Origin of the sequence: Flavobacterium sediminilitoris, assembly GCF_023008245.1 — a bacterium.
In the GTDB taxonomy this organism is placed as follows: domain Bacteria; phylum Bacteroidota; class Bacteroidia; order Flavobacteriales; family Flavobacteriaceae; genus Flavobacterium; species Flavobacterium sediminilitoris.
Genome location: NZ_CP090145.1, coordinates 3289133 through 3309161, shown reverse-complemented (window position 1 = coordinate 3309161; position 20029 = coordinate 3289133). Strand labels below are relative to the sequence as shown.

12 protein-coding genes are annotated in these 20029 nt (G+C 28.6%); 8 read left to right on the top strand and 4 right to left on the bottom strand.

Annotated features, from left to right (window positions below):
• The first annotated feature begins 183 nt into the window (after positions 1 to 183).
• The 4 genes from LXD69_RS15180 to LXD69_RS15165 all read left to right on the top strand — a co-directional run bounded on the left by LXD69_RS15180 (position 184) and on the right by LXD69_RS15165 (position 4690).
• A complete protein-coding gene (locus LXD69_RS15180; protein ID WP_246916003.1) occupies positions 184 to 1020 on the top strand; it encodes an SDR family NAD(P)-dependent oxidoreductase in 837 nt (278 codons plus the stop codon).
• The gene (locus LXD69_RS15175; protein WP_246916002.1) at positions 1017 to 2465 is read left to right on the top strand and encodes a class I adenylate-forming enzyme family protein; all 1449 of its coding nucleotides are present in this window, start codon (positions 1017 to 1019) and stop codon (positions 2463 to 2465) included. The genes LXD69_RS15180 and LXD69_RS15175 overlap by 4 nt, the downstream gene beginning before the upstream one ends.
• 202 nt (positions 2466 to 2667) lie before the next feature.
• A complete protein-coding gene (locus LXD69_RS15170) occupies positions 2668 to 3600 on the top strand; it encodes a hypothetical protein (RefSeq protein WP_045971464.1) in 933 nt (310 codons plus the stop codon).
• A 145-nt stretch (positions 3601 to 3745) separates the two neighbouring features.
• Positions 3746 to 4690 carry an MBL fold metallo-hydrolase gene (locus tag LXD69_RS15165; RefSeq protein WP_246916001.1) on the top strand — a complete coding sequence of 315 codons (945 nt, stop codon included), beginning with the start codon at positions 3746 to 3748 and terminating at the stop codon, positions 4688 to 4690.
• A 49-nt stretch (positions 4691 to 4739) separates the two neighbouring features.
• Here LXD69_RS15165 and LXD69_RS15160 read toward each other — a convergent pair whose 3' ends face one another.
• Together LXD69_RS15160 and LXD69_RS15155 are read right to left on the bottom strand one after the other, a co-directional pair.
• The gene (locus LXD69_RS15160) at positions 4740 to 5594 is read right to left on the bottom strand and encodes a T9SS type A sorting domain-containing protein (protein ID WP_246916000.1); all 855 of its coding nucleotides are present in this window, start codon (positions 5592 to 5594) and stop codon (positions 4740 to 4742) included.
• A gap of 121 nt (positions 5595 to 5715) precedes the next feature.
• Positions 5716 to 7908 carry a response regulator gene (locus LXD69_RS15155; protein ID WP_246915999.1) on the bottom strand — a complete coding sequence of 731 codons (2193 nt, stop codon included), beginning with the start codon at positions 7906 to 7908 and terminating at the stop codon, positions 5716 to 5718.
• Positions 7909 to 8160: 252 nt separating this feature from the next.
• Between LXD69_RS15155 and LXD69_RS15150 the strand changes: the two genes are divergently transcribed.
• The 4 genes from LXD69_RS15150 to LXD69_RS15135 all read left to right on the top strand — a co-directional run bounded on the left by LXD69_RS15150 (position 8161) and on the right by LXD69_RS15135 (position 15805).
• Positions 8161 to 9225: a DNA polymerase beta superfamily protein gene (locus tag LXD69_RS15150; RefSeq protein ID WP_246915997.1), complete on the top strand. Its 1065-nt coding sequence runs from the start codon at positions 8161 to 8163 to the stop codon at positions 9223 to 9225.
• A 226-nt stretch (positions 9226 to 9451) separates the two neighbouring features.
• Positions 9452 to 9652: a hypothetical protein gene (locus tag LXD69_RS15145; RefSeq protein ID WP_246915996.1), complete on the top strand. Its 201-nt coding sequence runs from the start codon at positions 9452 to 9454 to the stop codon at positions 9650 to 9652.
• Between the two features lie 602 nt (positions 9653 to 10254).
• Complete coding sequence (locus LXD69_RS15140; protein WP_246915995.1) at positions 10255 to 10689, top strand: hypothetical protein; 435 nt, start codon at positions 10255 to 10257, stop codon at positions 10687 to 10689.
• 46 nt (positions 10690 to 10735) lie between these two features.
• A complete protein-coding gene (locus LXD69_RS15135; protein ID WP_246915994.1) occupies positions 10736 to 15805 on the top strand; it encodes a DUF4132 domain-containing protein in 5070 nt (1689 codons plus the stop codon).
• A 609-nt stretch (positions 15806 to 16414) separates the two neighbouring features.
• Here LXD69_RS15135 and LXD69_RS15130 read toward each other — a convergent pair.
• Both LXD69_RS15130 and LXD69_RS15125 read right to left on the bottom strand, forming a co-directional pair.
• Positions 16415 to 17350, bottom strand: coding sequence for a S41 family peptidase (locus tag LXD69_RS15130; RefSeq protein WP_246915993.1), 936 nt, complete (start codon positions 17348 to 17350; stop codon positions 16415 to 16417).
• A 1165-nt stretch (positions 17351 to 18515) separates the two neighbouring features.
• Entirely contained in the window at positions 18516 to 19856 is a 1341-nt protein-coding gene (locus LXD69_RS15125; protein WP_246915992.1) for a serine hydrolase domain-containing protein, read from the bottom strand.
• Positions 19857 to 20029 lie beyond the last annotated feature (173 nt).

Below are 20029 nucleotides of genomic sequence, written 5' to 3'. Positions count from 1 at the left end.
CGGATGTAAATCAGGAAATACAAGCATAATGTAATATATTTTTAAAATAAAATAAGGATACAGATGTATAAAGAGATATATTTCTAAAATAAAGATATCGATATATAAAATAACAATAAATTACGGTATCATTATTTTGGTATTTAAAACCTAGGCTTGGTCATTAAAATAAGAAAACATACATTGAAAAAAATATTAGAATACTTACTTTTTCCTACTGTTACAATTAATTCAAAAACATTGTCTAAAGAAGTAAGTACTAAAACCATTGTAATAACAGGAGCAAGTTATGGTATAGGAGAAGAGTTGAGTTTGCTTTTTTCTAACTACAAGGTACACCTAGTACTGATAGCCAGAACAAAAGAAAAACTAGAGGAAGTCGCAAAAAAAGTAATACAAAACGGATCGAAATGCACTATAATTACAGCCGATCTGTACCAAGAAACTGAAGTCGAAAAAACCATTCAATCTTTAAAGGAATTACCCAACGGAATAGATATCTTTATCTCTAATGCAGGGAAATCAATAACACGTTCTTTAGAAAAATCACTATATCGTTATCATGATTTTACAAGAACGAATGCATTAAATTACCTCGCTCCAGTGCAATTATTATTGGCAATAACACCAGTATTAGAAAAGAACAAAGGAAAAATTATCAATGTGTCAGCTATTAATGTGTTGCTTTTACCAGCTCCAAAATGGGCAGCATATCAAGCGTCAAAAACAGCATTTGACCAATGGTTTCGAACCAATCTTTTAGAATGGAAACACATGGGAATTAAAGGGAAAACAATATATTTACCATTGGTAAGAACAAAAATGATTCTTCCAAATGAAAACTATACAAATTATCCAGCCATGCTACCGCAACAAGCAGCAATACGAATAGCAAACCTTATTTGTTCAACAAAAAATCATACATCAAGTTGGTGGAGTATTTTCCCAAGAACGGGTAGTTTTTTCGGGAGATACCTTTGGGAAAACGTAGATTTTATACATCCTAAAAATAACTCATGAAGTTTCGCTTATTCATGAAAATCGTAGGAGTTAAAAACGTGTTTAGATTAGTGGTATCCATCAACAAACACGGTTTTAATTTACTGTCTTTGTTAGACTTTGTAAAGAATTCATCCTCTTTAGAAGCTTATCTTGAAGACGATTATGTTAAAATATCGTATCAAAAATTATATCAAGAATCCATTGCTTTAGCCTATCATTTAGAAGTAAAACATAGTATAAAGACTAAAAGTAAAGTGGTTATCATTAGTAATAATTCAGTGGCAATGATTAAAACATTGTTTGCTGTTTCTAGTTTAGGAGCCGATATTATTTTACTAAACCCAAATCAGAAAAAAGACTATTATAAATCTATTTTTGAAAATAACACAATCCATTTACTTGTAGGGAAAAATAGGAAAGAGTTTTTAGATTTTAATATTCCTTTTTTTGAAGAAAATGAAACGATAACTTCTTCGCCTTTAAAAAGAAATGCTAAAAGAAAGAATGGTAATATTATTATTCTTTCGAGTGGAACAAAAGGAAAGCCGAAAAATGAAAAAAGAAGATTATCAGCCATAAAATATATAAATCCAGTAATCGACATTATTCAAAAGTTGAACTTAATAGAAAACAAGTCGGTATTTATTTCTGTACCTGTTTTCCATGGTTATGGTTTGGCGGCTTTATTTTTATCTATTTTTTTAAAGAAAAAAATCCGCTTGACTAGAAAATTCGATGCTAAAGAAACCCTTCAAATTTTAGAGCAAGAAAATATCAACTGTTGGATAGTAGTTCCGTTAATGATTCAGAAAGTATATGCTATTCGAGACCTTCAAACAAGTGCTTTGAAAAGCATTATTTCTGGTGGCGACATTTTGCCTGCTAAGGTTATTGAAAACATTCATAAAACATCAAATATAGCAATATATAATATGTATGGTACATCGGAAACAGGAGTGTGTATTATTGCAACGAATGACGATTTAAAGAAATACCCAAACACAATAGGAAAAAGCATTTTAGGTGTAAAAATGAAAGTGAAGGATACTAAAGGAAAATCAATACATAATGAAGATATTGGACAATTAGTTGTAAAATGCGAATGGGCATCAGACGATAAAAAGGATGATTTTTACACTACAGGAGATTTGGTGTCTAAAAATGATGAAGGCTATTACTTTTACAAAGGTAGAATGGATGATTTAATAGTACTTGGCGGAGAAAATATTTATCCTAACGAAATAGAATCGATGATTTACAGAAATTCAAAAGTGAAATGGGTAAAAGTAAGTGGTAGCAAAGAAAATGGAATGGTTGGTATTCATTTGGACTTATTAGTGGAAGATAGGATTAGCTTTAATGAAATGGAGTTTCAAAACTGGATGACACAAGAAATGCCAAAATATATGATTCCAAAATCAATAAAGGTTGTAGATTATGAACCTGTTTTGAAATTAATGTAATTGAGATAATAAATTAATAAAATCGTTTTATAGTTTAATTCTAATTTGTGTTAAAACTAGGTATAGTAAAAATGTATAAAATCATAAAATATGAACTAAAACTAATATTTTGGTGATGGAGTGTTTTTTGTTAATGAAATTTATTGTTAAATTTAAGTGCTGATATACAGTGTTTTAAAACAAACAAATAAACAAACAAATTATGAAAAAACTAAATTTAAACTTGCTATTAGTAGCAGGTATTTTGTCAATGACTCTATGGTCGTGTCAAAAATCAGAAGAAGTAAATGATTCCAACATGAACATGTTAAACGAAGAACAAGATGCAGCATTATCAAAAGCGCCAGCAGCACCATGTCCAAGTATTTATGCATTAGTACTAACTAGTGGTACAGGAACTCCAGTCCCAGGAGGATTTAACTCTTATATATATAGCGTAGATCTATGTGCAGCACCAGTAGGTTATACTTATACATCGGCTATACAAATAGGAGGAACACCAGTAACAAGTGTTACAGGTTTATGTGATATGCCAGGTGTTCCAGATTTTGCATGGGCAGTTACAGGAAGAAATTCTAATTTCCCACAATCGTTACTTAAAGTACAAATTTCAACAGGGCTTGCAACAGTTGCAACAAGAACACGTTTTCCGTTGCAAGATATAGAGAATTATGGAACAGCAAACTTCTTTTGTGCAATACAAGAAGGTACTTCTCAAATTATGAGAGTAGATGTAAGTACAGGAGTTTGTACTCCTTTTGCACCAGTTGGTCCAGTACAACAATATAATGGACTAACATTTGTAGGGAACAGACTTCAGGTAATATCTGGCTTAACAAATTTGGTATGCCCTCCTAATAGTGGTGATATTTTTGAATATAATTTATCAGGAGGACCATATATTGCGAAATACTCCTATAAAAACTTACCTTCAAACTCAAATTATACAATGAAAGAATTAGGATTCTATTTCGATAATTGTTGTGGAAAAAGATGGGTAGTGGGAAGCTCGTCAGGTATTATTTCTCATAATTTGAATATTAATACTTGTGTGCCACCAAATCCAAATTTTTTACTTAATACAACTACTGTAGGAAATTTATATGCTATTTATGATTTCATGTATAAATTATAGAAATTTATATATAAAACCATAGAAAAGACTGTCAATAAAAGGCAGTCTTTTTTCTTTTGTAAGAGGTTTATAGTTTTGTATGATTTTTTTTATAAAATAATAATATTATTTTTACTCCCAATAAAAAATATCACATAGTATTGTAATGATATTACCAGAAGTTAAAAGTAAAATAGGAGAAGATATTTCTATTGTAATATACTTAGATAATTGTAAGTGGAATTACATAGTTGATTGTGGAGAAGCAAGTATGCTATCTGTAAAAGATTGCATGAATACACGTGCTATATTTATTTCTCATACGCATATAGATCATTTTATTAATTTTGATCAGATTATGCGTCATCAAGTAGGTTGTAAAGAGAGAATTGTAATTTGTGGTCCTAAAAATATAGCCTTACAAGTTCAGGCAAAATTAAGATCATTCACATGGAACCTTGTAGAAGAAGACGCTATACTGTATGAAATTAGAGAAATTATTTCCGAAAACAAGATAAAAGTATATGAAATGAAACCTGCTCAGTGGGAATTGACTCCATTAGAAGATAGGGATTCTCTTTATCAAGACGAACGGTTACTTGTAAATTACACCATTTTAGACCATAAAACAGACGTAATTGCATACCATTTTAAAGACAATGATAAAATAAATATAGCAATTTCAGAGACTTCATATAAACCAGGAAAATGGATAAATGAATTAAAAAATGCTTATATAAATAAGGATAGAAATTGTGAAATAGAGATTGATCAAGTAAAATATTCAGCTCAAAGTCTTTTTTATTTGTTGCAAGTAGAAAAAGGAAATACTTTAGGAGTTATTTTAGATCATGCAGCACACGAAGAGAATCATAATAAAATTAGAAATTTATTTAATGATTGTGATACCGTTTTAATAGAAACATTTTATAAGGATGAAGATAAAGAAAAAGCAATACTTAATTTTCATAGTTATGCATCACAATCAGGAGAAGTAATGCGTAAATCAAATGTAAAAAAAGCCGTTCCTATACATTTTTCAAGAAAATATATTGAAGAAGAAATAGCACAAATTGAAATAGAATTTTATAAAGCTTTTGAAAGAAAATAAAAACAAGCTATCAAGAATTAAGATAGCTTGTTTTCATTAAAGAATAGTTTTATCTTTTTATTATTTTTTTAGTAGCAATACCTTCTTGACTATCAATTCTTAAAATATAAATACCAGAATTTAAATTACTAGTATTAATTTCAAAATTTGCTAAGTCCATATTATTATATTTGATATTTTCTATAGTTCGTCCATTTAAATCAGATATAGTGATTGAGTTTATAACATTATTATTTAAATTGTTTATAGACAAATTTGAACTTACAGGATTTGGATAAGATATGAAATTTGAAGTAAAAAAAGTATTACTAGATAAATTACCATCTACAACTATATCATCAATAGATACAGCATCAGCATCATTACCCGTATATTGGAATTTAACTTTAAGATTTGATTGACCAAGATATGATGTCATATCAATGGTTACAGCAACAGTATTATAAAGGTCAGAATCCGGATTATTATCATTATCATCTGTAAAACCTGTTTCAGTATCTTCACTCCATACTTGCGTCCAAGTTGTTCCTCCGTCGTTAGAAACCTTAGCGACTAAGTCTCCTAAATCCTGATTAATCATATATGACCAACCAACTATCACGTTAAAGTTAAAATTAGCACTTGAGTATCCTACTAAACTAAAGGTTGGTGAAATTAAATTAGCATCATTATTAGCAGCAATCCAATCAATTGCGGCTGATGTTCCATTAATATTATAGGTGTTTTGTAAGTTTGCATCACCATCAAATATTGTGGTTGTTAAACCCCAAGGACGAGATGGATTAGTATTGTCAGTTGTCCAACCAGTTGGAGGGAAAATACCCCCTTCAAAGTCTTCATTTAAGACTTGAGCATTAGAAATTGATAAATAATTAATCATTAATAAAAGTAATAGTTTTTTCATGTTCTTTAAATGTTTAAATGTTTGGTTTTTGTAAAATTAACTTTTTATTTTATTTATTTTCTATTTTTTAGTTAAAAAATATAATTATAATTTATTTTAAGTTGTTTATTTAGAAAATAAATTAATTTAGTTTAAAATTTTCAGAGAAGAAAAGAACTATTTTCTCTAATAATTCTTCTTCTTTATATGGTTTTGTTATAACATCATCAATTTTTGCATCAATAACTTTTGGAGAATTTTTCATAACATTATTTCCAGCGGTATGCGCTATTATAATAAGATTAAATTGTTCTTTTATCATCTTAGATAATTGATAACCATTTCTATAAGGCATATTTATATCCATAAGAATTAATTGAATTTTGTTTTGCTCTATTATATGTAAAATATCGTCCTCATCTGTACAGCAAAAAGCATTGAACCCTAAGTTTTTTACAATTTTTTTTGTAACTAATATGTTTAGCTTATTGTCATCAATAATAAGAATGTTTATAGGGGAAATAAGTTCATATTTCGTTTGCTTTTTAATTGCATCATGTAGCTTTAAATTTAAAGAGAAATGAAAAGTACTTCCCTTACCAAATTCGGACTCAAATTTTATTTCAGAATCCAATTCTTTTAAAAGTTTAGAAACAACATATAAACCTACACCTATACCTTTCATGTCATTAGGGCTGGCTTCAACCTCTGGGTTTATTTTTTTTCGGTATTCAAAAATTTTAGAATGAAACTCGGGTTTTATTCCACAACCATTATCTATTATATAAAAGCGCATTTTTATATAATCAGTATTTTTAACTTTATCTATAATAGTTTTGATTATGATTTCCTTTCCATTAGGAGAATATTTTATAGCATTTAGAAGTAAATTTATTATTATTTGAGAAATTTTTTGTTTGTAACCAATTACATCTTGAGACAAGTTAATATTATCAGATTCATATAGTATTTTAATTTGCTTTTGATTTGCAATGAAATTATAACTATCAATAATATTTTTTATAAGTACTATAATGTTAAAGGCTTCCTTTTGAGGACTATTTAATTTTGAATTTCCATCTTCTAAATAAGGTAACAATAGAATGTTTTTAATTAAATGTAAAAGATAATCACTAGTTTCTTTAATCATAGTAATTGATTCTTTGTCATAATTATTCTCTTTCAGAAGAGAAGATAATCCAGAAATTGTAAAAACAGGCGTTTTTAATTCATGCGATATTATTGATAAATAATTATTCCTTTCTTCATCAATTTTTTCTAAAATTAAATTTTCATAAGCCAGTCTGTTGTTTCTCTCTTTTTGTATTTTATAGTATTTATAAATGATAAATAAAATAAGAATAACACTAATTATTGTTATTGAAATAGATAGCAGTAAAATAATATTATACTTAGATAATTGCTTGTTTTTTATTTGAGTCTCTTTTAAATTTTTCTTTATTTCAGTTAAATTATTTGTTTCTTTTACAGCAATCTTAAACCTTTTAAACTCAATATCATTTTGTGTATTAATATTCTTTTCAAGTTCGGTTAAATAATTAAAAGTAAGTTCTTTAGATTGATTAGTAGAGATAGCCCATTTAAGTAAATGATTATAAACTCTAGAAAGTTTTTCAGAATCAGATCGTTTTTCAAAAAAGACAAGAGCTTTTTCTAAGTATTCTTTAGCTTTTCCATACTCTTTTAATCTTAAATAACTATGTCCTAATTCTAGGTAAGCTATATTAGCATCGACAGTTTTAGTATATAAAAATTCAGAAGACGTAATGTTTTGTTTATCAAAATAGTCCAGTTTATCAAAAAATAATTTTCCATATTCAATAGCCTTTTCAGGTTCATTAACATCATAAGAAAAATAGATAATTAACTCGTGTATAGAATTTAAAATATAAAAACCTACTTCTTCATTTTGTGCAATAGTAATACTCTTTAAAAGAATATTTTTAATCTTATCGGTTTCTTTATTAACCCTATAAATAGAAACTAAATCCTTTATAGTATTAATATATAATCCCCAATTCTTAATTTCATAAAATTCATCTAGTGCTTTTATATAATATTCTTCCGAATTTTTATAATCAAAAATGGAATAATAATAATGAGCAATATAAAAGTTAGAAAGTGCAAGTTTATTAATATCTCCAATTTCAGGTTGCCTTTTTATTAATTCGAAAATGATAGAAGGATCAATATCATTATCAAATTCTCTATAAACAAATTCTTCGGATGCTATCAATAGACTATCAATGTTCTTATTTTGTGAAAAAGAACTTAATGTAATTAATGAAGCAAAAAAGAAAAATATTTTTTTCATTCGTAATTATCTTAAAATCAAATATAAATAAACCACATGCGACAGAGATACCTTTTTCAAAATAAAGGCGAAAATAAAACGCTATTTACTATGACTCGGAGTAAAAAACAGTTACAGCTTTATAACGGTTATAGTAAAACCGAAAATGTAATTTACTAAAGAATTTTGAGTTTTTAGCAAAAAACAAATAATAATTGAAACTAAAAAGAAGTAAAAAACTTAATTTCGAAGCATTAAATAATTAAAGCCTTTATGACGATTCAAGAATTAAAAACAAAAAACCTTATTCTCTTTGAAGTTATTTCAGGAAGCAAATCGTTTGGATTAAATACATCTACATCAGATACAGATATAAAAGGAGTGTATTATTTACCTAAAGAAGCATTTTTCGGATTAGAATATATTCCACAAATTAGTAATGAAACAAACGATGAGGTTTACTATGAAATAGGACGTTTTATAGAATTATTATTAAAAAATAATCCTAACATATTAGAAATATTAGCCACACCCGAAGATTGTATTTTATACAAACATCCAATTATGAATCTTTTACAAATAGAAGATTTTTTATCTAAGCTTAGCAAAGATAGTTTTGCAGGGTATGCCATCACTCAAATTAAAAAAGCAAGAGGATTAAAAAAGAAAATAGTTAACCCTATTCCAAAAGAGCGAAAAAGTCTATTAGATTTCTGCTATGTATTTGGTGTGAATAATGAAGAATCAATCTCATTAGAAAAATGGTTAAAAAAGCAAGATTACAAACAGGAAAATTGCGGATTAATGAAAGTATCAAATGCGAAAGGAATCTTTGCATTATTTTATGATAAAAATAAAAATTTAGGATATAAAGGCATCATTAAAAATAAAGCATCTAACGAAGTTTCATTGTCCTCTGTACCAAAAGAAGAAAAACAAATAGCTTATTTGTCATGTAATTTAGAAGGATATTCAATGTATTGTAAAGAATATGCAGAATATTGGGATTGGATAGCAAAAAGAAATGAAGATCGTTACAATACAAACCAAAAACACGGAAAACAGTATGATTCAAAAAACATGATGCATACAATACGATTACTACAATCTGCAAAGCAAATAATAACAACAGGTAAACTAAATATTAGAGTAACAAATAGAGAAGAATTATTAGCAATAAAAGCAGGAGCAATGGATTATGATGATTTGCTTGAAATAGCAGATCATTTAATCGAAACTATTGAAATGGAATATGAAAAATGCAACCTTCCAGAAATGCCTATAAAAGAAAAAGCGATAGCTAATCTAATTAAAATTAGAGAAGAAATGTATCAATAAGATTTAAGCGTTTTAGAATTTAATATTTAGAAAAAAACTTTTAAATTGTAGGAATTTGTTTTTAAATGGTGAAAAATAGTATGTAAATACTGTTAAATTTTTTAAAGTTTAATATAAATATAGTATTTTCATCTTCTATTAAGCAAAGAATAGAATAGTATTACAATAATGGTCAAAAACTTCAATTGACCTAAAAAAAGTTGAAGAAACAAACAAATTACTCATTATGAAAAAATCAATTTTAAGTTTAAAAGGAACACAAACGTTATCAAGAAACGAGCAAAAAACAGTTAATGGAGGAGGGAATAGCTGCGACTGTAGTACTTATATGGGACCACCAATGGCACCTACGTGTGAATATTATTTCAATCTTCCTCCACAACATAGATGTTGTGTAATGGTAAGTGATACTTGTTTTCCACAATAAATCGTTAAAAACAAAATATTAAAAACCTAGACTTTTGGTCTAGGTTTTTTTATAAAAAAGCTTTTTAATCAAGTGGTCCCCAAACGCATTCTAATTCCGCGCAAAATCGACCATATTTGATACAGTTTCCATAATCATCAGTGCATTTTGCTCTTCCTCCTTGGATTCCTCTTTGCTCTTTTCTTTCCAATTTTTTAATCCCATCTAACGTTAAAATGTTGTCTAACATATGCTATATAATTTATTTGATTTGTAATAGAATAAAATTAATAAAAAAATAACTGGATATCTTAAAAACTATCATTTATATTAATTAATAACATTAAATTTAACTGTAATGATATTAAATATGTATTTTTTTAACTATATGTGTGTTAAAATTATTGTAGTTCCTTTTTTTAGGAATCTGTTTTATTCTGCATTATAATAAAAATATATGTAATAAATATCTTATAAAAATACAAGAATGAATACTTTTTATATTGTAAAAATTATTAAATTAGAGCCTTGTAAAACATAATATATTATATGCTATAAAACAGTTAGGCACTATAGAATGAAAGTGAATAATAATAGTATAATATAATGGTAAAATAACATTTATGGAATTAACTATTTCAGTAAAACAATTAGGAAAAAAACATCCTATATTACAAAATAATACAATTAGTTTAGCACTTTCTAGCTCAATAGTAACTTTAAAAGACCTACTTGAAGCTGTTGTAGAAAGTCAGGTTGAAAAATTTAAAACTTCCTCTTTTGAATGGGACGATCAAGATACCATTCATTTACCCAAAGAAAACTATTTACCTATTTTAACAGACACAGGAAAAGTAGGCTTTGGAGCACTTTATAACCATAATATAATCGATTTACAAAAAGCAAAAGAAACAGCTCTTTTAGCTTATGAAGACGGATTGTTTGCTGTCTTTTATGGCGATGATGAGCTTCAAACACTTTCTGATACTATAGAGCTATCTGAAAACAAAGCGCTTACCTTTATAAGACTTACCTTCTTATCAGGAAGTTATTGGTAACAAACAACAAGAAAAAAATCAATACTATATAAAAAACAATAATACTATGTCAATTGAACTTGCATTAGCGAAAAATGTAATAGAGAACCCTCTTGCTCGCTATAAAAGAGAATTAGAAGAATGTATAAATAATGATTTTATACTAAAACAAATACAAAATAATAAACTAGAAAAAGTAGTTGCAGAATTTGGATGCCAATTAGTAACCATAAAAAACAACTACAGTTATTACATTTCTCTAGGATCAGAAGAATCAACTCTTTTTGAGAAATGGGTTACTAATGATATGTGGGACAATCCAAAATATTATGATTTATTACTTTACTTCTTTGGAGAAACCAATGCCAAATATGTAAAAGAGGCTTGGAATAAGCTCCCTTATAAAGCCTATCAAACAGGATATGCAAGACGTTCATTTAGAGCTCCAAATCACAATAAAATTTTATTAGTAAACCAAGTCAACTTTCTAAGAACATTACTTTTAGGTTCTTATTTGTATCAATATAGAGATAATATCTATTACAATTTAACCATAGAAGAACAAATAAAATATGATACAGAAATAACCAATCCTCAAAACCAGTTTATGATTTGGTCAGCAGCAATAGACGCTGGAGATCAAAAAGTATATCAATTAATTGAAGATATTATTTTTAATAAAGAAACAGTAGGAAAAGTATCAAAAAACATAATTAAGGCCTTACTAAATAGTGAAAAGAAAAGCTCTTGGGAGCTAGTAGAAAAACTATTACTTGCTGCACAACGACAAGAAGGATTGCGTCAAACAGTTCTAGAATCGTTAGACGAAACAAGTATAGAAGCCTTAGAATACATGATAAACGTTATTATTGAAAATAAATTAACTCGTTTTTCATCAGTAGTAAGAGCAATAGATACCTGGACAGGACTAGGTTGGGAAGCAGAAAAAGAAACCACAGTGCGTAACATTCTTCAATTTGCATCGCACTATTTTGCAAATCAAGATAGTATACCAGCAGGCATTCAAAGTAAAAACAATAACGAAGTTTACATGGCATTATGGGTACAAGGCGTTTTAGATATTCAAAAAACAGTACCTTATTTGCATGATTTATTAGAAAATGGATCCATAGAAAAAAAATGTTTAGCCATACGATTTACAGGTGAAACAAACGATCCTTACATAGAAATGCCTATTTATTACAAAGCATTAGAAACAGACAACCTTCAAATACTAGCTTTTGTATCGTATAGATTAAAAGCCTTGTTAGAAGCAAACACAAAAGGAAAATACTATATAAATAACCCAGATTATCCCAACTTTTTTCAAAAAGTATATGATTTAACACAATCTATAACTGTAAAAGAAAAAACATTTGAAGGAAAAGTATTCTCTTGGTCTACTGTTAAATTTGAACGCGATACGCTATATGCTTCAGCAATGGCACTAGTAGGAGAAAATCAAGAATATTTACAACTTATATTAGATGATTTTGACAACCTATCAATTCATTTAAGAGAAAAAATAACCCGAGAAATATTAGGAAAATACTACTGTTATTCTTTTTATGCTTTAAAAAATAATACGACTGCTTTAAAAGAAAAACCAACAGAATTTCAAAGAGAGTTTGCCTCAAAAGTAATAAAAGATAGAGGAGAAGCTATAATGGCTTCCGCTATTTGTACATTGAGTGCTGTAGAATTAAATAAAACAGAATTAGACCTTTTTGAAGACTTACTGAAACGTAAAAATTCTACTCTGAAGAAAAATATAATTGAAATGCTAATAAAACAAGACGATAGCATTTTAATCTCTTTTGTAGAAGGAATTATAGAAAAAGGAAACATTGAACAACGAATGAGTGCTTTAGACCTTATTTTACAACTTCAAAAAGCAGAAAAATTACCTGAAAAAATAAAAGAATGGATAAAAGCATTTTCAGAAAAAAGCAACCTTTCCGAAAGAGAATCTAAGTTTTTAGAACAAATAAATCCATCTAATGATATAGAAGTATTATCACAAGAAAATGGCTATGGTTTTTATGATCCAAATGCAATTTCTACTTATGCTTTACCCGAAATAGCAAAAGACTCCTTCTACACACAAGTAACCCAAAAAAATAAATATGGTTTTTCAAAACCATATGAAACAATCAAAGAAGCATTAGATAGATTATACAATCTTTTTGAAGCTAATAAAGATTACGAATATGAAATAGAATATTATGATAATACTAGAGAAAAAGTACTATTAGGAAACAACTTTAGTGAACAAAAAAGATTAACAGACAAAGTAACACCAGAAGAGCGTTTTGTGAATTACCCATTACATACAGTTTGGGAAAATTGGTATCTTACTGAAGAATTACAGCCTATAGATTTATTCTTATTAAGTTTTGCAACCGCTTGCGATAGAAAAGTATGGAGAGATATATTAGAAGAATATGTATTCTACTATCATAATGAAATCCCAAATCCTAAGAAAGATAAATACTATTGGTCAAACCCTTTGTTTAAAATTATAAATGCATTAAAACTAAAATTCCCTTTCAAAGAAAAACAAGAGTACCTTATAGATGCCTGTTCAAAACTCTTTAGTAATTTACCTCAATCAGTTTTAGAGTATGAATATAAGCCCGAAAAAAACAATTATTATAGAAGTTCAGACAGAGGTAATGGTTTTCAAAGCGAATCTTATTTTGGCGTATTCTTAGAAGCAATTTCACTAAATAAATTAACAACAGAACAGCAACATAAAGTTTGGAATCTATATAGATGGTATCAATTATCTGGCCTAAAAGAAAATTATTCCTTTATCAAACCACCTTTGTACATGTATTGTGTGGCTTACGAAAACAAATATATAACCGAAGGAGAACTATATGAAGGCATTTTAGATGGTAACAGATTATCTTTATTAACAGGAGATAAAAACAACCGTAGAGAACATGATAGCGCTAACCTAAAGAAAAACTTTCCTTTCTTATCGCCAATGATAGATAAAATAAGAAAAGCATTCTTAGATATTGAAGTCAAACGAGGAGATGCCAATACATCCGTAACCCATTTAGTACAACGTTTAGAAAAAATATACGGAGCCAATCGCTTTGTAGAACTTCTAGAAAACGTAGGAAAAGCCAATATATACAAAGGCTATATCTATTCATGGGGTTATAACGAAATGAGTAAGCAAAAACTATTTAGCTTCTTATTAAAAAGATGTTTCCCATTACAAACAGATACTCAAGAAACATTTAACACATTAATACAAAAAAGTAAACTCACAGAAGAACGTCTGGTTCAGGCAGCTATCTACGCACCACAATGGCAAAAACTAATTAGCAATTACCTAGACTGGAAAGGACTAGATGAAGGCATTTGGTGGTTACATGCCCACACTAAAACATCAAGTTATAGCGATGTTAATTCCGAATTAGAAAGCGAAGTAGCCAAATATTCTGCAATAGACCTACAAGACTTTAAAAACGGAGCTGTTGATAAAGACTGGTTTATATCATCATACAAACAATTAGGAAAAGCCAAATGGGAAATATTATACGATGCAGCCAAATTCATAACCGATGGAAACGGACACCGAAGAGCACGCTTATATTCTGATACCCTAACCGGAAGTTTAAAAATTAGAGAAGTAACCGCAAAAGTAAAAGACAAACGCGATCAAGATTATTTGCGTGTTTATGGATTAGTACCACTTAGTAAAACCAATCCAGAAAAAGACGTTTTACAGCGCTATGAATACCTGCAACAATTTAAAAAAGAAAGCAAAGAGTTTGGTTCCATGAAACAAACCAGTGAAGCTTTGGCTCTTAGTGTTGCTATGGAAAACTTAGCCCGAAATGCAGGCTATGTAGACCCAATGCGATTAACATGGGCAATGGAAACCAAACAAGTACAGCAAATATTATCAAAAGATACTGCCATTACTTTCGATGATGTAACCATTAGCTTAGTTATAAACCAAGAAGGTAAAGCCGATTTAGAAGTAACCAAAGGCGATAAAAAATTAAAAGCCATACCTGCCAAACTAAAAAAAGAAAAAGAACTAATAGAACTAACTGGTTATAGAAAAACCATGCGAGAGCAATGGTCACGTTCAAGAAAAGGACTCGAAGAAGCTATGGTAAGAGGAGATGCTTTTACATTAGACGAAATGACAAACCTATTTGAACATCCAGTAATTTCAAAACATTTAGAAAAATTAGTATTTGTAGCCAATGATACACAAGTAGGTTTCTTTTCTTCGGGTAATTTAGTAGCAGCTACAGGAGAAATTATTCCATTAGATCAAAACCCAACATTTAGAATAGCACATTGTTATGATTTGCATGCTAATGCTGTTTGGACAGATTTCCAATCGTATTGTTTTGATAACAAGTTAGTACAGCCATTCAAACAAGTGTTTAGAGAGTTATATGTACCTACACCAGACGAGTTAGCCGAAAGAGCAATTTCTCGTAGATATGCAGGACATCAAGTACATCCAAAACAAACCTTAGCACTTTTAAAAAACAAAGGTTGGAAAGTAGATTATGAAGAAGGCTTACAAAAAGTATTCCATGCAGCAGGTTTCCAAGTAAAACTATATGCCATGGCCGATTGGTTTTCACCAGCAGATGTAGAAAGCCCAACACTAGAAACCATAGAGTTCCATTCATTAAAAGACTATAAAAACATTCCTTTTGAAGACATTAACCCAAGAATATTTTCAGAAGTAATGCGCGACATAGACCTCGTAGTAAGCGTAGCCCACGTTGGAGGAGTAGATCCAGAAGCCAGTCATTCTTCTATTGAAATGAGAGCCGTATTACTAAGAGAGACACTGCGATTATTCAAAATTAATAATGTTGAGGTAAAAGAATCACATGCCTTAATTACAGGAACTATGGCAAACTATAGCGTTCATTTAGGGAGTGCAGTTGTACATCAAACACCAGGAAAATACTTATCAATCCTACCTATTCATTCACAACACAGAGGAAGACTATTCATCCCTTTTGCCGATGATGATCCAAAATCAGCAGAAGTAATGTCGAAAGTACTCCTGTTTGCCAAAGACAATGAAATACAAGACCCAACTATCCTTACACAAATAGATAAAAAGATAGCGGTAAACTAATTCAAAAGACAATTACTACTTAAAGCCGACAAGATTATTCTTGTCGGCTTTTTTGTTTATCCAATTTTCGTTTTCAATAGCATACTACAAATAATAAAGCGCTCAAAAAAAGGTTTTGTTATTCTAAGTTTGATTTTTTAAAATAAATTACAAAAAGTGATATGTCTTAGAGTAAGTCGTAACCGATAATTTTACGAGAATACATATCTGAAGTACTAGATAGCAAAATCCTTTCACGGTTCTGATGTAAATGATGTCAGATACCAAAGTATTTTTTAATCCATTCCGTTTATAGTAGTGGGATTTATTCCGTAAGTTTTGCCTAATTGGTTTTTGTTTATTTTACCTGTGGTAAGTTTATCTAAAATTTTTAATTTAAAAAGGTTCTGAATAACGTTTGATAACTTAGTCGTGCTTTTATACATAATGTTTAAAGTTATATAGCCTTTATTCAGAACGGGTCAAAATTACAAACAATGTTTGGGTGTATGAGCAGTATCTGATTAAAAAGCACTTTATATTTTAAATTTGATGTTGATTTTTATTAAAAGTGCAGGCCTTAGATTTAAGCACTTAAACAGTTATTGCTTATACACATTTTAGTGGCAGTTATTCTTTATTTATGTAGTTTAAAGTTTCGTTCAATAAATCATTTGATATTAGTTCTATATCTGGAATTACACCTTTTGCTTCTATAGATTTACCTTCATAAGTTACGATTTCACAAACGGGAACATACATAAAATAATCTCCCATTGTAACCATAGTTACTGGATTTCCTGCGCCTGCTGTTGTTTTGCCAATAATAGTTGCCCTTTGCATTTCTTGAGCGGTAAAAGCAAAATATTCTGAAGCCGAACCTGTGTTTTTAGAGGTAATAATGTAAAGTGGAATGTCAAAAAACTTAGGTGCATCTGAATAATTGTAAGCGACTTCGCTTTGATACCAATTTTCTTCTCCTACACATCTCTTCATTAATAAGCTTTGGTAACTAGGGTTTTCATATAAATGATAATTAATAAAATTACCACTTCGTCCGTCTCCACCAGGGTTTTCTGAAATGTCAATTATAAGTTTATCCACTCCTTCAAGAAAAACTAAAGCACTTTTTATTTTTCTAAAAGCTTCGTCATTTGCAATACATCTGTCCCATTTTATGTAACCGATATTGTTTTCTAAAATCTTAACTTCTGTAAATCCACCATTAAAATTTTGCTTTGGCAATTCTTTTATTGGGTCTTTTTCAACATCAGGGTTAGATTTTCCTATGTAAAAATGAATATCGTTTGTTTGATTTCTGAGTAACAAAGTCAGTTTTTTAGTTAATGAATCTGTTGGCAGATTATAGAATTCATTTTTTTTTAACTTTTTCGTAAGAATATTATTTAATGTTTTTGTCTTTTCAGAGTCAAAATAATTTTGTTTGAGATTAGTCGATATTTGATTTATAAGTTGATCTGTTTCTAATGTTGTTAAGACCTTACTTTCTTGTGCAAACGTGAAGAAGTAATTAAATAATAGAATTGTTAAGATATTTTTTTTCATTTTGTTTCTTTTATTCGATTTGATTTCTGCTTATAATTGTACTAATAGTTGACGGCTTTGCAAGGTAACAGGGTAGCAAAGTAGAAACATTCTACTATACACTAATATAAACCGAAAATAATTTTTTAAACGCTAACTTACAAAAAAAAGGTTAAAAACCGTTTTTGGATACAAGAAAAGTACTGACTTTCGATTTAGCACTGTTCTTAAAAACTATTGTGCTTGGTGCAGAAGCCTATCAAAGATAATAAAAATGGAACATTGAAAAGCATATTTTTTTGTAAATTTATTCATACAAGGAAAGAAGAATTTTAATCCACAATTATTTGTTTCTTTTAATTTGTTGGACATAGTTCTGGAGATAATTTTTTACAGAAAATTATTGACCGAACTTGATTTATATTTTATATATAAATTCACTTAGAAACACTACGGCAAAAAAGAACAAGAGAACATTGATCCAATTGTATTCTTTAAGATTTTATTGGTAGGCTATTTAAACAACATCAAGCAGAACATGTGTTTTATATGGAGAAGAAGTATTTTTAAGTTTGTTCAAAGCAGTGTTGAAAATGTGTGTAACCAAACACACGTATCGAAGCAGTGAATCTGATTGAAAGAATTGTCCATTTAGAATACAATGTTGTGGAAAAAGTACCAAGTTTAAAAAACTAGACGATAGTATCTACAAAGTACACTACTACCGCATGTATCAAAAGCTCATCCAAAAATCAACCTATGTCAAGAAAATGTCAAGAGTGCGAAGTAAAACGATAGAACCTGTCATTGAAACCTTGGTCAACTTCATGAAATATAAAATGCGTGAACATATGAGGCATTAAAAATGCAAATAAACAAGTCTTAATGGCGAGTTTAATCTATAACTTGAAGAAATACTTGCACTTTACCATCAAAAAATATCTATTTTTATGTCAAGTTATTCCCTTGAAATAAGAGAAGAACTTTGTTTTTACAAAATCGGTTCTTATAGACTTCAAAAACTCGATTGTAAGTCAACTAAATTTTTACTTTTCTTTCCATAAAAAATGCCCCAAATAGTGTCTAATTTTTTGGGGCATGTTCAAAATGAGGTTTATTTTATTAATTATTTAAAAAAAATAGTTTTTTAGAAGGGTTGTGCAATAGCTACCATTGTTGTATACAGTTATTCTTTTTTATATTTGCCTTTAAATTTGCCTTGTTCAAATATTAAACTGCTTCCATCAGAAGAAAATATAAATGATATAGGTTCTCCATACATTTGTTCCATAACAAATCGGTTATTTCCTTTGTAAATAAGAGGCTCTTTAAATTCTCCTTTTATAATATGAACCAAAGTAGTTTCATCTTGGATAAAAACTACTTTATCCTTTTCGTCTTTTTCATAAACATATGTTCCAACAAATTTTTCAACCTCGGTCTCTGATAATTCTATTACTGCATCATTGAAGTATAATTTAATAATTTCTAAATATAAATCATTGATATCAATTTTAGCTCCATTTGAAATTAAGGTAAAAGCTAAATCTTCTTTAGGGAAGTAAATAGAGGTAGACCTAAACTCATCTATATGCCCTCGATGTCCAAATCCATTTCGGTCAGTAATTTTGTATTGAAATAGCCCCATTCCATAACTATCTTCAATGGTTTTCATTAAAGCTAAACTTTCTGTTGAAAGTAATTTACCTGTAAATAAGGCGGTCATAAACTTGTTTACATCTTTTGGTGTTGAAATAATTGAACCACTTCCAATAAGTATAGACATATCAGTTTCTGCAAATTTGGTCTGTTTTTCAGAAAGGTTATAAGAATTGGATTCGTTGTCGTTTATGGTTATTTGTTTGCCATGATAGGTGTCTTCTAAGTCTAATGGTAAAGTGATTTTCTCTAGTAAAACATCTTTAAAAGATTTATTATATTTTTTCTCAAGAATTTGTGATAATAGGAAATAATTAGAATTACTATATTCTCCTTGAGTGTTAGGTTCAAAATCACTTTCATAATTTGATATTATTGAGAGAAGATCGTTAGAGGATTTAAATTGTGTTCTATACTTAAAGAGTTTTTCATCTTTTGTAAAATTATGAATACCACTTCTGTGTTGAAGTAAATTAGCAATAGTAATTTTGTTAGCATTTTTTATGTTTGGAAAGTATTTTTCTATGGTCTCATTGAGAGATATCTTATTTTCTTCAATTGCTTTAAAAATTAGTACTGCAGTAAACGTTTTTGAAATAGAACCAATTCTATATTTCGTTTTTGGATCTGCTTTCTTTTTGGATTCAATGTCACTATATCCAATGGTTTTTGAGTAAATGGATTTTCCTCTATGAGCTAATTCTAAACTTCCCATAAATTTTCCATTTTTCTCATAAACAGTTAAGAGACTATCTATTTTTAAGGTAGAGTTTTTGGGATTTTTCTGATTTAAAGAAGTGTTTTTTTCCTTCTCTTTGCAGGAAAAAACTAATAAAACTGTAATTAATAATAAAAAATTTGTTTTCATTTTTTGATTGATTTGATGAAGAACAAATTTATAAAATAGTATTATGTAATGCATAGCACTATTTGTATTTAGCTTTTAATTAACAATTTTGTTATTGAAAGTAAGAATTATGATGTTCAGTTTTATAATTGTGTACAACTCTTAATATATACAAACATTTTTTTAATAGTTTT

Excerpts from the sequence above, each read along its gene's own strand:
- LXD69_RS15140 (WP_246915995.1), top strand. The coding sequence starts at position 10,255 with ATGGAATTAACTATTTCAGTAAAACAATTAGGAAAAAAACATCCTATA.
- LXD69_RS15125 (WP_246915992.1), bottom strand. The coding sequence starts at position 19,856 with ATGAAAACAAATTTTTTATTATTAATTACAGTTTTATTAGTTTTTTCC.
- LXD69_RS15150 (WP_246915997.1), top strand. The coding sequence starts at position 8,161 with ATGACGATTCAAGAATTAAAAACAAAAAACCTTATTCTCTTTGAAGTT.
- LXD69_RS15145 (WP_246915996.1), top strand. The coding sequence starts at position 9,452 with ATGAAAAAATCAATTTTAAGTTTAAAAGGAACACAAACGTTATCAAGA.
- LXD69_RS15155 (WP_246915999.1), bottom strand. The coding sequence starts at position 7,908 with ATGAAAAAAATATTTTTCTTTTTTGCTTCATTAATTACATTAAGTTCT.
- LXD69_RS15175 (WP_246916002.1), top strand. The coding sequence starts at position 1,017 with ATGAAGTTTCGCTTATTCATGAAAATCGTAGGAGTTAAAAACGTGTTT.
- LXD69_RS15135 (WP_246915994.1), top strand. The coding sequence starts at position 10,736 with ATGTCAATTGAACTTGCATTAGCGAAAAATGTAATAGAGAACCCTCTT.
- LXD69_RS15170 (WP_045971464.1), top strand. The coding sequence starts at position 2,668 with ATGAAAAAACTAAATTTAAACTTGCTATTAGTAGCAGGTATTTTGTCA.
- LXD69_RS15165 (WP_246916001.1), top strand. The coding sequence starts at position 3,746 with ATGATATTACCAGAAGTTAAAAGTAAAATAGGAGAAGATATTTCTATT.
- LXD69_RS15130 (WP_246915993.1), bottom strand. The coding sequence starts at position 17,350 with ATGAAAAAAAATATCTTAACAATTCTATTATTTAATTACTTCTTCACG.
- LXD69_RS15160 (WP_246916000.1), bottom strand. The coding sequence starts at position 5,594 with ATGAAAAAACTATTACTTTTATTAATGATTAATTATTTATCAATTTCT.